Annotated in this window: 12 protein-coding genes; 7 read left to right on the forward strand and 5 right to left on the reverse strand. The window is 65.9% G+C overall.

The genetic code is table 11. The annotated features are described in order from the left end of the window. The first annotated feature begins 39 nt into the window (after positions 1 to 39). Positions 40 to 2022 carry a hypothetical protein gene (locus ACFU4Z_RS08730; protein ID WP_379060808.1) on the forward strand — a complete coding sequence of 661 codons (1983 nt, stop codon included), beginning with the start codon at positions 40 to 42 and terminating at the stop codon, positions 2020 to 2022. A gap of 404 nt (positions 2023 to 2426) precedes the next feature. On the opposite strand, the gene ACFU4Z_RS08735 is transcribed toward ACFU4Z_RS08730, so the two are convergent. Continuing rightward, complete coding sequence (locus ACFU4Z_RS08735) at positions 2427 to 4175, reverse strand: glycoside hydrolase domain-containing protein (protein WP_379060809.1); 1749 nt, start codon at positions 4173 to 4175, stop codon at positions 2427 to 2429. Continuing rightward, positions 4159 to 4635 (reverse strand): murein hydrolase activator EnvC family protein, encoded by a 477-nt coding sequence (locus ACFU4Z_RS08740; RefSeq protein ID WP_379060810.1) that lies wholly within the window; start codon positions 4633 to 4635, stop codon positions 4159 to 4161. Before ACFU4Z_RS08740 ends, ACFU4Z_RS08735 begins: the two co-directional genes overlap by 17 nt. A gap of 290 nt (positions 4636 to 4925) precedes the next feature. On the opposite strand from ACFU4Z_RS08740, the gene ACFU4Z_RS08745 reads away from it, so the two are divergent. Continuing rightward, positions 4926 to 6164, forward strand: coding sequence for a helix-turn-helix transcriptional regulator (locus tag ACFU4Z_RS08745; protein ID WP_379060811.1), 1239 nt, complete (start codon positions 4926 to 4928; stop codon positions 6162 to 6164). A gap of 109 nt (positions 6165 to 6273) precedes the next feature. Here the strand turns inward: ACFU4Z_RS08745 and ACFU4Z_RS08750 are convergent, their stop codons facing one another. Further along, positions 6274 to 6741 (reverse strand): nitroreductase/quinone reductase family protein, encoded by a 468-nt coding sequence (locus ACFU4Z_RS08750; protein WP_379060812.1) that lies wholly within the window; start codon positions 6739 to 6741, stop codon positions 6274 to 6276. A 236-nt stretch (positions 6742 to 6977) separates the two neighbouring features. Then, a complete protein-coding gene (locus ACFU4Z_RS08755) occupies positions 6978 to 7613 on the reverse strand; it encodes a TetR family transcriptional regulator (protein ID WP_379060813.1) in 636 nt (211 codons plus the stop codon). A gap of 96 nt (positions 7614 to 7709) precedes the next feature. Here ACFU4Z_RS08755 and ACFU4Z_RS08760 point away from each other — a divergent pair, with 96 nt between their 5' ends. The 4 genes from ACFU4Z_RS08760 to ACFU4Z_RS08775 all read left to right on the forward strand — a co-directional run bounded on the left by ACFU4Z_RS08760 (position 7710) and on the right by ACFU4Z_RS08775 (position 11000). Next, on the forward strand, positions 7710 to 8492 hold the full coding sequence (locus ACFU4Z_RS08760) for an SDR family NAD(P)-dependent oxidoreductase (RefSeq protein WP_379060814.1): 783 nt from the start codon (positions 7710 to 7712) through the stop codon (positions 8490 to 8492). 100 nt (positions 8493 to 8592) lie between these two features. After that, positions 8593 to 9162 (forward strand): TetR/AcrR family transcriptional regulator, encoded by a 570-nt coding sequence (locus tag ACFU4Z_RS08765; protein WP_379060815.1) that lies wholly within the window; start codon positions 8593 to 8595, stop codon positions 9160 to 9162. A 77-nt stretch (positions 9163 to 9239) separates the two neighbouring features. Then, the gene (locus ACFU4Z_RS08770) at positions 9240 to 10277 is read left to right on the forward strand and encodes a medium chain dehydrogenase/reductase family protein (protein ID WP_379060816.1); all 1038 of its coding nucleotides are present in this window, start codon (positions 9240 to 9242) and stop codon (positions 10275 to 10277) included. Between the two features lie 120 nt (positions 10278 to 10397). Further along, positions 10398 to 11000, forward strand: coding sequence for an ABC transporter permease (locus ACFU4Z_RS08775; protein ID WP_379060817.1), 603 nt, complete (start codon positions 10398 to 10400; stop codon positions 10998 to 11000). 767 nt (positions 11001 to 11767) lie between these two features. Here ACFU4Z_RS08775 and ACFU4Z_RS08780 read toward each other — a convergent pair. Further along, positions 11768 to 12163 carry a nuclear transport factor 2 family protein gene (locus tag ACFU4Z_RS08780; RefSeq protein WP_379060818.1) on the reverse strand — a complete coding sequence of 132 codons (396 nt, stop codon included), beginning with the start codon at positions 12161 to 12163 and terminating at the stop codon, positions 11768 to 11770. Between the two features lie 127 nt (positions 12164 to 12290). Between ACFU4Z_RS08780 and ACFU4Z_RS08785 the strand changes: the two genes are divergently transcribed. After that, a complete protein-coding gene (locus ACFU4Z_RS08785; RefSeq protein ID WP_379060819.1) occupies positions 12291 to 12938 on the forward strand; it encodes a TetR/AcrR family transcriptional regulator in 648 nt (215 codons plus the stop codon). Positions 12939 to 13071: the final 133 nt, after the last annotated feature.

Raw genomic sequence — 13071 nt, forward strand, 5'->3', positions numbered from 1 at the left:
GTGGTTAGCGACCTGGACAGGAAAGCGCGGTCCGCACCGGTGAGTCGGCGCGAGGCAGGTGTGGCGTGGTCGCTGCGGTGGACGGCGTCGGGCTGGGCAGAGGTCGCCGCTGATCCGATCGGCCCAGCCGCCCATATCTTGGCGGCCAGCACGGATCGTGGCGTCCCTGAACAGCTTCGAGCACTCGAGCGTGAGCGTGACGAGCTGATGAAGCGGCTACGGATTGTCAGCAACATGGAACGCGACCTGCCGATCGTCTCGCTCCGAGAAGCGGTCACGACCCTGACGGAACGGGCAGCCGCCAAGCACGTGGCAACGGCCGCGCGAATCGGTATCGAACCAGGGCAACTCGCCCGGGTCACGCTGGCCGGACGCGATTTGCTGAACATGATAGCCAGCAGAAGAACCGCGGTTCTGCGCGAAGAAGCCTGGCTGGCGCGGCTGTCGGAGGTGCTGGAACGCCATCGGACTGTAGCGGACACGGTCGGCGATCCGCGGCCGGAGCCGATGGTGCAGATCCCTGCTGGACGAGAAGATAACGCAGCGACGGTCCTCGACTTAAGGATCGCCGAAGTCCGGATCGGATTGTTGGGGGACGAGCGCCGCTCTTTGGCCAAGCGCTTGAAGATTTCGGAACCGCTCGAGTTTATGCCGACGACCGTGCGCCTTGCCGAACTGAGAGGAGAGGCGGAGCGGGACTGGGTTGCGCTGGCCGACCAACTACAGGTCGATCCGGCGGATCTCGCCGATATCCCGCTGAATATCCTCGGGAACCCCGCCGACCTCGCGCATGATGATCCACTTCGCCCCATCGCCACCCAATTCCGGGCCGCCGATAAACAACGCACGGAGATCGCGCAACGCGCCGTCGACAGTTTGCGGCTCGTCGACGTGGTCAACGAGCATCACCAGGCGGTTCAGATCCTCGACGAAGAAGTGTCGAAGCGTTGTGAGCTGCCGGATGTATGGGGCACCTGGGAGACCCCGTATGTCAAACACGTCCCGGCTACCGACGACGGTCAACCTGCGCAGCTGTGGGTCGTGGCGACTTCGGGCCGACACCGCCTGGCACTGAACCGGCTCGTCATCGAGAAGCCAGAATTCACGGCGGCGTTGGGCCCCATTCCGCCCTACCTCATATTCAACGTAACGGTGACGCCGTCGCCGGACGGCGAGGGTGCATCTATCCAGCGCACTATGCGCGTCCCGCCCGAAAAGCAGCCGACGGCGGGCGAGATTATGGCGGTACTCCTGTACGCGTATCTCACATATCGCCAGAACGGGCTGTTGACTACTCCGGTGGGCTTCCAGGCGTGGCTCGAACCGATCGGCCCGATAACCTCCGAGACATCCATCAGCGATCTCACCGATCGGTTGGCCAAGCCCAGCAAGACCGCGACGGCCGGCCCAGTGGCTGCCATTGTTCAGGAGGTCGAGCGCGGTTTCGCAGGTGTTGCCGCCGAGCCGTTCTCCGCATGGGAAATCGTGCGCAGATTGGTCAGTGCGGAAATCGCCGTGCGACACCGCTGGCACAAACCACGACCCGGCCGGCCGGAGTTCACGACCTGTCACACGATCAAGGTCGCGGGCTTCGACATCGAGATCCCGATGGCGCCGGACCAGCACGGTGGCTATGAAGTCGCCCAATCCCGCGACTCCGGTTCCGATCCCAGCTCGGTGCTGTCGATAATATTCGACGGCTGGCGCGCAGGCAGTGCAGAGAAACTTGCGAAAAAGATCGCGGCGGCCCTGAAGAACGGAGCGCTGGATCTGGCTGCCGGGGCCGAAACCCGCGCACCGGAGCAGGCCGAATCGGACGAAGAATGGCAGCAGCGATTCGACCGAGAGATCGCGCGCACTACTGCCTGGCTAGCCCCCGATATTTCCGCGGCCCAGGTGCGCGCGGTCCAGCAGCGATTCCAGGAGTTGGAGCCAGAGTTTCGGCGGCTGGACCACCACGAGTGGTACACCACGATCATGGCCTATCTGGCCGATCGGGCAACAGGGGCAACACCGAGCTGACACCGTATCGGTGGAAGACCTTGCGCTGCTTGCAGCCAGCAGCCAGACTCCGACAAGTACCACCATTCCGACAGTGATGATCCGTCGGCGATGACGGTCGCCGCTGACGACGGCGACGGCCCAGCACGCCGACCGCCATCCCCCGAACAACCCCAGCACTGTGCCTGCCGGGACACCGGCAATGCAGGACACCGTAACCCCGGACACCACCACGGAAGTCGCACGCACCATATCCGGTCCTGGAACTCACCATGGCTACCGGTGACCCAGTGGGAGGCAGCCACTTTCGGCCGAGCCGCATTGGTCGATGCCGGGAATCCGCGCTCGAGGGCGGACGATCGCGCCATCGGTGTCGTCGGGGCCGGGCAGCCCCGACGGACGCGAAGTCATCACCCGAGCCGGGCTCAGGCAGTATCGCGCAGCGGCTCCACCCGTCCGCCGATTGTCAGGAGGGCGAGTGTCGGTTTCGGTGTCCAGTAGATCCGGCCGTTTTCGAACTCCTGGTAGGTCCCGGTGTCGAAGGGGATTTCCTCGGATGTCGGCCAGCCGAGGGGGCCGTTCTCGAATCCGCTTCGGTTCCATCGCTCACGGATCTCGCCATGCACCCGGTACACCGGCCGACCGTTGCGCCGGTAGAGAGCCCCGTTCTGAAAGCCCTGCACCTCGCCCCACACTTCGTCCTTCGGGTCCCGCAGCACGGTGTGGTCGGTAATCGGATAGCCCAAAGGCCCTGCTTCCCACCCTGTTTCCGCATATTTCTCGAACAATGAATTCGGGATCGGATGCGCACCGGTGGACGGATGCCAATAGATGTACCCGTGCAGGAATTGGACGAATCGACCCACACCGTCAGCCGTCTTCATTTCCCCCTCGGGGCCAAGCCGCGGGCCCAGCCAGGGTGATGCGGCCGCCTTCGCGCCGATTGCTCCGGCAATCGGTATGCCACCGGCGAACTCTCGAACGTGGCTCTCGAACACGCCCCAGGGGAAGTTCCAGCCAACGTCGGTATGCGTGCCGATCCCGAGGCACTCGGTCACGTATTTGTGGTCGGAGATGCCGTCCCTGCGCGTATACGGCGGGGCGATGACATCGGGGGCGAAGCCATACTTCTTCGCGTCCTGCACCGCCAGCCATGCGGCTATCCGAAGGTCTGCTTCGATGGCCAGCCAGTCGTCGGTCGACCAGGACGCCCGGCTGCCCGCGAAGCAGAGATTGATCGTATGGCTGTTGGCATCCAAGACCGACCATGACGCGTAATCGGTATCCACGACATCGCAGACGATTCCATCCTTGACCGTGTAGTGATACGAGACGCCGTTGGCCGTGTTGTTGAGGTACGCCGCCAGTGATTCAGCCGTGCCGTTGCCTTCCTGGGTATGCAGCAGGAAGTTGGTGATACGAGCTCCCCAGCGCTCCGAGCGGGAGTTTCCGAACCTGTCGAGTTCGGTGTATTCGGGGGCGGTCACGGTGTGTTCTCCTTGCGTCGCAGCGCGAACGATGGACCACTGCCCGAAGTCGGCGGCCAAGATGTCGTTGACGTCGACCGAAGTACCGTCGATGAGCGGGCCCGGATTGGATGGGGTGTCGATTACGCGCTGATACAGGACGGCCTCGGGGGTATCGAGCCGGTTGCCCGACCATGCGCGCGTCTGCCAGGCCCAGTACCGCCCCTCGGAAGTCCGGCCGATCACGTCGTCTTCGATGGCCCAGGCGCATACCTTCGACGAGCCGTAGACGCCGGTCCACTCACGGCCGATCGAGTCGTTGACACCCCGGAAGAAGTCGACTGCCCGGTCGTTCCATTCGTTCAGCCCGATGTCCTCGTCCACCGCGAAGAAGATCGGGCACCGGCCGGTCCCGCCGGCAGCGGAATGGATCTCCCTGGCCTGACGGCCCATCCGATGCCCGCCGTCATAGCCCGTGGTCCAGTCCGAGGGCGCCTGGGCATTACCGGGCTTGCCGTACTGCCATATCGAAACAATGTCGAGGCCAACGGCTTTCAGGCGGTCGGCATATTCCTTGGTCACCGGCTTGGCGCCGAGACCGGCTCCGGGTCTGCTCGGTGCTACGTAGACCAGGACAGCACTGTGACCGGCGGCCTTGATGGCCTCGGGATCGATCAAACGTGCGGCGAAATCAACTGCCGTCGACATGCGGGAACCTCCATTGGTCGAGGACGGTGGGTCCACGGCTTCGGCCAGCAGCGGCAACGGGTCGAGCCGGGGGCGGTCCCCAGGCGTGCCGATGCCATTCGAAGTGCAAGTGCGGGGCGACACCGCCGTTGGATGTGGAGTCGGTGTTGATCCGGGCGATGCGCTGCCGGGCTTCCACCCGATCGCCCACTGCGACTTCGCGAATCACGTGTCCGTACACGGTCGCGCCGCCGCCGTCTTCGGTGGGATGGTCGAGGACGACCCGGCGCGCGGGGGCGGGCCCGCCGAACCCGGACTCCGGACCCGCGAATACCACCGTGCCGGCTCGGACCGCATAGACGGGTACTGCGCCGCTGCCGCCCGGCCTGCCGAGATCGACACCCCAGTGGAAAACGTCGCCACGAGAACCGAATCGGGAGGTGACGATTCGGCCACGCGGCAAGGGCCAGTATCTTGTCATGTCGGGCCCGCATGGTTCCGGTGGTCAGATGCCTCGATCACGATGCCCTCCAGGAAGACACAGCCGACCGTCTGTAGCGAACCGGTTGCCCTACCGAGTAGAGCAGGGTTGCTGACGCGGGTCCTCATCCGAACAGATGAGAGCGCGGGCCCTGCCGATGGCATTCGGGAGAGTAGAATCGAGTATCGGACTACTCGTGTGACGTGCCTCCCGAACACCTATCATCAGCACCCATGCTCAACTCTGGATGATTGCCGTTTCTCTTGTGCCGCAGGTCATTTCATATGGCGATGACAATCGAGAGGTTTTCCGCGATCGTTGCGCGAATCAACCGCGCGGCGCTGCATCCCCGTGACTGGTCGCAGGCGGTGCACGATATCGTCACAGCGCTGGGCGCAAACCACGGCGGCTTGGTCGTGTCCGGCTCGAGTAGCCGGCGGATGACCGCCTGTTCACTCGGAGCGGACGAGCTGCGCCGCAGTTACAACGCCCGATTCTGGCGTATCGATCCGATCGCCAGTGCGCTCGAACACCAACCCGCCGGTGTCATTACGACGTGCGAAGAGCTGCTGGGGCCGGATTACCTTCGCCGCCATCCATTCTTCCGTGACTGGATGGTTCCGCACCGGCTCGGCAACGGGATGCTCGCGCTGGTCACCAGTGGCGCCAGGACATCGTGGATCGGGGTGTATCCCGCTCCAGGCCGCGACCTCGACCGATCACAGGCGACCGCGACAATGCACCTGCTGCTCCCACATCTGCGGCACGCACTGAACGTCCAGTCCTGTTTGACAGAGGTCCGGACCGAGCGCGACCAAGCCATCGCCGTGCTCGCCGTGCATCGGCACGGACTGGTGATCGTGTCGAGTTGCGGGGCGATCAGCTACGCGAACCCAGCGGCATTGTCGATCCTGGAATCGCGAGACGGCCTCGCCATAGGACGCCGCGGCCACCTCGAGTCATCGGACAACAGATCCGCGGTCGGACTGCGCGCCATCATCGATTCGGCACTCCGCCAGTACGGGCCGTATGTCGGAGGGCGCGCCCTCATTCCACGACACAGCGGCGCCAGCGCGTACGCACTGCTGGTGGTGCCGCTGGATTCGAAGGCCGAGTGCCGCGATGAGCGCACCTCGGCGGCGCTCGTCGTCATCGTCGACCCGGATCAGGAAACATCGGGAGGACCGAAGGCGCTGCGACAGCTGTACGGGCTGACCGGGGCCGAAGCGCGCGTGGCGGTGGCGGCGCTACGCGGCGAAGGGCTGCGGGCGATCGCGGAGGAACTGGCGGTCTCGGTGAACACCGCGCGCACGCACCTGCAACGCGCCTTCGAAAAGACCGGAACGCATCGCCAGGCCGAGCTGGTTCGGATGCTGACAACGGTGCTGTCCGGAACCGGCCAGTTCGAGGGAAGTGCGAATCACGGTATGGGTGCCACCACCCCCGGTCCTCCCCCGCAACCCGCATCCGACGGGAGTGCTGGACGCGACGAGGGAGGCAGCGTCGAACACAGCAAGGACCGACCGTAGTCGGGAGAGGAGAGCGCCGAAACCCGCTGCTGCGTCCTGTTATCCGCCACAGCGGTCTCGGGCGGGGCGGCAACTGCCATGGTCATCGTCCCGCCATCGGAGTTTCCGGTCAGCGTGACTCGATGCGCGGCTCGAGGACCACGACGGCAGTTTCCGACGACCTGAGCGCGGCGTAGGTATCGAGATCGCGGTCGATCTCCCGCCACCTGTCCCACAGCCGCACTTGCTCCTCTCCCCCCGCGGCGCGCCCGCGCACCGCGCGGGAGCCACCCTTCAGATCGACCGTCGCGTCAGGTTGCGTCTGGAGGTTGAGCCACCAGGCCGGTTCGCCGTCAGCCCACCCGTTCATCGCCAGCGTGACGAGGTTCGAGCCATCCTCGAAGTAGCCGAGCATGACGCCGCGCGCACGACCGGTGCGGCGTCCGGTAGTGGTGAGCCGCATCGTCCCCCAGTGGGTGCGGTCCTTGGGACGCCACAACCCGGTGCGGCCACGGGTCACGCGATACAGGGCGCGGTGTGTGTACCAGGCGAGGCGAACCACCCATCGTGGAGGGAGCCATGGCTTGCGGCGCGACATAGCGCGTCCTCCTTTCGCAGGTGGCGATCGCCCGAGGCTTCCCTGCGGCATTCCCGGTTCCCACCTCGCCCGTCAATGTCCAGGCCCATTGTCCACGACCTCCGGGACCTTCGGCTCGAATAGGCCATGATTCCCGCAGCTCAGTGCGGACACGAACGTCGGTGGATCGCCGTCCGAACGGGTGCTGCTGTGAGAGATGGACGGGCGGCGTCACCGGACGGACTGAAACGTCGCGTCTACAGCAGACTTTGGGAGGCGAGGCGGGCAAGGCAGGTGTCGACGACGTCGGCGGCGGAGTTGGATCCCGTGCCTGCGGCCCACAGTTCGGTCGCCAGGCGCACGGCGGTATTGGCCATGGCGGCGGTGAGGGCGACGTCGAGGTCGTCGACGGAGCGACCGGTGCGGGCGGCGAGGATCGGAATGAGCTGGGTTTCGCAGTCGTGCTGGACGCGCAGCCAGGTCGCGCGCAGGGCGGGGAGTTGGGTGGCGGCGTGCACCAGCGGACGCAGGCTCGTCTCGGCGATGCCCTCCGCCGCGAGCGTGCCCGCGGTGGCGGTGCGGTAGGAGCGGCTCAGCGCCTCGCGCAACGGCACCTCGGGCGGGCAGGCGGCGAGTTCGTCCGCCCAGGCCTGGGTTCCGATGGCCAGCAGCGGCGCGACGACATCTTCCTTGCTGGCGAAGTAACGGTAGAAAGTGCGCAGCCCCATGCCTGCGGCAGCGGCGATATCGTCGACAGTTGTTGCGGTGTAACCATTTTCAATGAAAAGGTGCGCCGCCACCATCGCCACTTCCCGGCGCGTGGCCGCGCGGCGGGTCGCACTGAGCGCCGGGCGCCCCCGTCCGGGCACGGCACGGATTCGCTCGTTTCTCACAGGTGCACTGTACCGAGCCCGCGCCATTTAATGGCGCAGAGTGCCAATATCAGCATACTGTGTCAGAAACAATTTCACTGATCAGGAAGAGAGCCCATGAACCGTCTCGAACAGCGCCGCATTCTGGTCACCGGCGCCGGATCCGGCATCGGCCAGGCCACCGTCCTGCGCCTGCTGTCGGAAGGCGCGGTCGTCGTCGGCGCCGACGTCAACGCCGAGGGCCTGGAACTGACCGGCAAGCAGGCCACCGAAGCGGGCACCGACACCCGGCTGACCACCCTCGAGATGAACATCGGCCGGGAGGTCGATGTAGTCGCGGGCGTGAAGAGCGCCATCGAGTCCCTCGGCGGGCTGGACGCACTAATCAACGCGGCGGGCATGCTGCGCGCGGCACACACCCACGAGACGTCACTGGACCTGTGGAACGAGATCATCAACGTCAACCTCACCGGCACCTTCCTGGTGATCCGAGAGGCATTGCCCGCGCTGCTGGCCAACCCGCGCAGCACCATCGTCAACTTCAGCTCCACCTCGGCCAACTTCGCACACCCCTACATGGCGGCATACTCCGCGAGCAAGGGCGGCATCCAGACGCTGACCCACGTGCTGGCACTGGAATACGGCAAGCAGGGTTTGCGCGCGGTCAGCGTCGCCCCGGGTGGCATCAAGTCGGGCATCACCGACTCCACCCCCGGCTACCTCCCCCAGGACTCCGACTGGTCTCTGTTCGGTCGCCTGATCGCCGTTCTGCCGCAAGATAATCCGGAAGAGCTGGCCGGCCCCGAGAACGTGGCCGGTGTCATCGCGATGCTCGTCTCCGACGACGGCCGCTTCATCAGCGGCACCGAGATCCGGATCGACGGAGCGGCGCACACGTAGTTGCCGGTTGCGCGGACTCCCCTTCGGAGCGATGGCGCGCTCACGTCGGCCGGAGCAAAGGTGTTGACGCCTTCGAAAGAGTGAGTGTACAGTCACTCACATGAGCAAGAGCGGAGTCACCCTCTCCCGATCGGATGTACGACGCGACACCGTCGTCGACGCCGCGATCACCGAGTTCGCCAGGACCGGCTATCACGGCACACCGATCAGCACGGTGGCGGCGACGGCGCAGATCTCACCGGCCTATGTCTTCAAACTGTTTCCCGGCAAGGTCGCGCTGTTCGTCGCCGCGCTCGATCGCTGCTTCGAACTGATCGAGCGCGCACTGTCATCCGGCGCCGCCCGCGCCGACGGCGCGAGCCCGGAGCAGATCCTGCACGAAATGGGCGGCGCCTACGCCGAACTCATCAGCGACAAGAGCCTGCTCATGCTGCAGGTGCACGCCCAGTCCGTGGCGGATGTCCCGGAAATCGGCGACGCACTGCGCCACGGCCTCGGCCGGGTGACCGACCTCGCCAAACAGCGGTCGGGCGCCGAAGACGATCAGGTGCAGCGGTTCATCGCCTTCGGGCAACTCTGCCACCTGATCACCACCCTCGGCCTGGACGGCGATGGCAGCTCCTGGGCCGCCATCCTCACCGCGGGCATTCGTCACCCGAACTCCCACTAACGTCAACCAACCGCCCCCTCGTGGGGCATTTATTCGACCCATCGAGTGATTGACCAGTCACACACTAGGAGAAGATCATGTCCACGACCACCGCCACCGAAATCGTCCTGCCCGGCCGCGTCGAGCCCCACGGCCTGCTGGTCACCCAGCGCGAACTGTCCGCTCCCGGAGCCGGCCAAGCCCTGGTCCAGGTCGAGGCGAGCGGCGTCTCCTTCGCCGAGCAGCAGATGCGGCGGGGCAAGTACTACGACCAGCCGGCCTTCCCGTTCGTGCCCGGATACGACTTGGTCGGGACCGTCACCGCGGTCGGGGCCGACGTCGATCCGACCTTGGTCGGCGAGCGTGTCGCCGCATTGACCAAGATCGGCGGCTGGACCAGCCACGCCCTGCTCGATGCCGCGGACCTGGTGCCGGTGCCCGCTTCCCTCGATGCGGCCGAGGCGGAAACCTTTGTGGTCAACGGGATTACGGCCTGGCAGATGCTCTACCGAACCGCGAAGGTGCGGCCCGGGCAGACCATTCTGGTGCACGGCGCGAACGGCGGCGTCGGCTCGACGCTCGTTCAGCTGGCCCGCGCCAATGGAATTCGCGTCATCGGCACCGCCTCCGCCCGCAATGCCGAAGCCGTCGAAGCACTCGGCGCGGCCTGGATCGACTACCGCGGCGATGTGCCGCAACAGGTTCGAGCGCTCGTACCCGAAGGCGTAGACGCCGTTTTCGATCACATCGGCGGCCCGGGCATCAACGACTCGTTCGAGCTGCTCGCTCCGCACGGCACGCTGGTCTCCTACGGCACCGCGGCCACCAAGAACGACGAGGGCAATTCACGACTGCCCGTGCTGAAGCTGTTCGCCCAGCTGCTGGTGTGGAATGCGCTGCCCAACAAGCGAAGCGCGCACTTCTTCAACCTGTGGGCGGGTAAGCGCAATCTCACCCGCTTCCGCAACCGCATCACCGAGGACATGAGCAAAGTGTTCGACCTCGCCGCCCAGGGCGCACTGCGCGCCCAAGTCGCCGCACGCATCCCGCTGACCGAAGCGGCACGCGCCATGGAACTCGCCGAGTCCAGCACCGTCGTCGGCAAGGTCGTCATCGTCGCGGACGCCCGGGCCTGAACCACTTCCCACGACGTTCCCACCGCCGCGACCGCCCGGTCCGATCCACCTCCCCCACTGTGCCGCTCACCTCCGGGTCGGGCTCACCGGCCCCGGAGCATTCCACACAGGAGATCCGCCATGTCTCAGCACAATTCGCACCCCGAGTCCCGTCCATCCACCCTGCGTGCCATGCTCGACAACCGGCCGTCCTACCTGAGCTTCGGCGTGGCGTGGCTGCTCGGCCACGGCACGTACGCTCTGTCCCACGGCGACGATCCCGTCCTGCGGCTCCCGTCCGCGGTGCCGGGCATCCTGCTGATCACCGGACTGCTGACCGTGATGATCATCACCGGCATCGTGTCCATGAAGGCCCAGCGTTCCGCGACCGGCAAGGACGCGGTCGTCGGGAATCTGCTCGCCGCCTCCTGGCTGGTCGGCTTCGGCGGACTGTTCTTCATCATCACCGCACTGAGCTCGGCGCTGAGCCAGGACGACCTGAAGATGTTGCTCTGGCCGACCGGCTCCGGCCTGATCCTCGGATTGCTCTACCTCGCAGGCGGAGCCGCCTATCGCGATGTACTGCAATACACGCTCGGCGCATGGCTCGCCCTCACCTCGTCGGCCGCACTCTTCCTCGACGGCGCGAGCCCCTACTGGGTGCTGGCCCTCGCAGGCGGCGGCAGCTACCTGGTCGCCGCCGCCCTCGAACCTCGTCGCCGCGCCGCCGCTCCAGCCCTCTGAAAATGCCGCCCCACTGCCCGCTCGGCTCCGCCGGGCGGGCACCGTCGTGCGTCAGTGTGGGGCGGTGGTCACGCGCCGAGGCCGGGAAGGTTGCGCAGTTGCCCGCGGGAGGTGATGTTCGGTTTGCGCCGACCATCAACGCCACACTGCCGCCGGGGCACAACGGATATGCGATTCGCCTGATCAATCCACACCGCTGGGGCGAGAATGCTCACACCGGAGGCCCGCACGACGGCAACGGCGATACAGACGAGTCGAATGATCGCCAACGGGAAGCCGCCCATCCCGACAACCTGATCCGAGCAACAAGATGACCGAAGACCCCGACGTAGCCCAAGCACGGATCTTCCTGGACGCTCTCGAAGTCCGAGCACGAACGCTGGCCCGCGAAATCCAACGCGCACCCAGCTCCAGACCAACCACCGCGCGAGAGCTCATCGCCGAACTCGTCGCAGTCCGCGGCTACATCGACCGCCTCCATCACCGATTCCCAACAGCCACAGCAGAAGCGTCGCCATGAATCCTTCGTCACGGCTTCGGCGACGATCAGAACGACTGTTCGACAGCACTGAACCTGCAGTGCCCGAAGGGAATCGGGCGTGTCGCACTACTGGCCGCAACGGATACCGATCGACGCGATCGGAGGCCTCTGTGAGCGGCTGATGACTCCCCCGACACCTGCGACCGCGTCGACATCTCGCCCGCGCCGATCGAACCCGCCTCAGCGCCAACGGACTCCGCGGACAGCGGTAGGCTCGTGCGCTGGCTCAGGCGATATCGGCGGGAGCGGCCAGCGCGGCCTGCATCGCCACCCCGTCGACGTAGGAATGCTTTTCCCGCACCGCGCCGTCCTCGATCAGAACCACATCCGCGAGGTCCACATCGACGAGGCCACCCATGGCCGAGGTACCCGACAGCCTCCACTGGACCACCCAGAAGTCGTCGCCGACCCGCAGGGTGACCAGGTGGAAGGTCAGGTCCGGGACCAGGGCGAAGGTCTCCACGGCGGCGGCGCGGATCTCGGCGCGCCCGCGAGCGGGTTGGCTACCGGAGTGCAGGTGGAATATCGAGTCGGGGGTGTGCAGTGCGACGATGCGGTCGGGGTCGCGATCAGCCCAGCAGGCGTGGTAGCGCTCGAACAGATCTTTGGTGGCAGCGGACATAATCAGAAATCCTTCTAAGATACAAACAGGATGACTGTATGTTCCAGGATGGTGGTGTCACCGGTCAAGGGGCGACGTGACTCGGATCGAAAGCGAATTCGGTGCTGCCCTAGACTTCAACGTCGCTATGAACGCTGGTCGCCGAACCCAAGCCGAACGCTCGGCCTCGACGCGCGGTGCGGTGATCCGTGCCGCGCGAGAACTGTTCGGCCAGTATGGATACGGCGCGGTGAGCACGGTCGTGGTCGCCGAGACCGCAGGTGTCAGTCGTGGTGCGCTCTATCACCAGTTCAGCGAAAAGCGGGATCTGTTCGAGGCGGTGTTCGAGGACCTCGAACGCAGTCTGGTCGAGGTGATCGGTGCCGCGGTCGCCGAGTCGCATTCCGATGATCCGATCGCCAACCTGATCGTGGGCTGCCTGGCGTGGCTGCGGGCCTCGACCGCTCCGGAAGTGCGACGGATCGCGCTCCTGGACGGGCCCGCGGTGCTCGGTTGGCGCCTGTGGCGGGAGATCGAACTGCGACACACGATCGGTCTGGTGGAGAACGCCTTGGCCGGAGCCATCGCCGCTGGACGCATCAGAACCCAACCCGTGCGGCCGCTGGCGCTGGTTATCGTCGGCGCGCTGGACGAGGCCGCCCAATACCTCGCGCACTCCGACGACGACGCCGCCGAGGACACCGCGGCGATCCGCTCGGTGATCGAGCAGCTCATCTCCGGTCTCGCGGTCGACCCGGGTTCACGGAGCGCCGTCAAGTCCGGCCAGGTCGGCTGACGCGCCGGTTGCGACTGGTACTTGACGCGGTCGGCAACGCCGAACATGCCGGTCCGGACCTTCCCGGACATCACCGCGACGTACTGGTATGCATGCATTGCCGTAGAACCCACTCGATACGGAAAGGGAACCG

The organism is Nocardia sp. NPDC057440, from assembly GCF_042802915.1.
Classification (GTDB): Bacteria; Actinomycetota; Actinomycetes; order Mycobacteriales; family Mycobacteriaceae; genus Nocardia.

Coding starts and splice junctions, on each gene's coding strand:
- ACFU4Z_RS08735 (WP_379060809.1), bottom strand. CDS start 4,175: ATGTCGACGGCAGTTGATTTCGCCGCACGTTTGATCGATCCCGAGGCC.
- ACFU4Z_RS08740 (WP_379060810.1), bottom strand. CDS start 4,635: ATGACAAGATACTGGCCCTTGCCGCGTGGCCGAATCGTCACCTCCCGA.
- ACFU4Z_RS08745 (WP_379060811.1), top strand. CDS start 4,926: ATGACAATCGAGAGGTTTTCCGCGATCGTTGCGCGAATCAACCGCGCG.
- ACFU4Z_RS08750 (WP_379060812.1), bottom strand. CDS start 6,741: ATGTCGCGCCGCAAGCCATGGCTCCCTCCACGATGGGTGGTTCGCCTC.
- ACFU4Z_RS08760 (WP_379060814.1), top strand. CDS start 7,710: ATGAACCGTCTCGAACAGCGCCGCATTCTGGTCACCGGCGCCGGATCC.
- ACFU4Z_RS08765 (WP_379060815.1), top strand. CDS start 8,593: ATGAGCAAGAGCGGAGTCACCCTCTCCCGATCGGATGTACGACGCGAC.
- ACFU4Z_RS08770 (WP_379060816.1), top strand. CDS start 9,240: ATGTCCACGACCACCGCCACCGAAATCGTCCTGCCCGGCCGCGTCGAG.
- ACFU4Z_RS08775 (WP_379060817.1), top strand. CDS start 10,398: ATGTCTCAGCACAATTCGCACCCCGAGTCCCGTCCATCCACCCTGCGT.
- ACFU4Z_RS08780 (WP_379060818.1), bottom strand. CDS start 12,163: ATGTCCGCTGCCACCAAAGATCTGTTCGAGCGCTACCACGCCTGCTGG.
- ACFU4Z_RS08785 (WP_379060819.1), top strand. CDS start 12,291: ATGAACGCTGGTCGCCGAACCCAAGCCGAACGCTCGGCCTCGACGCGC.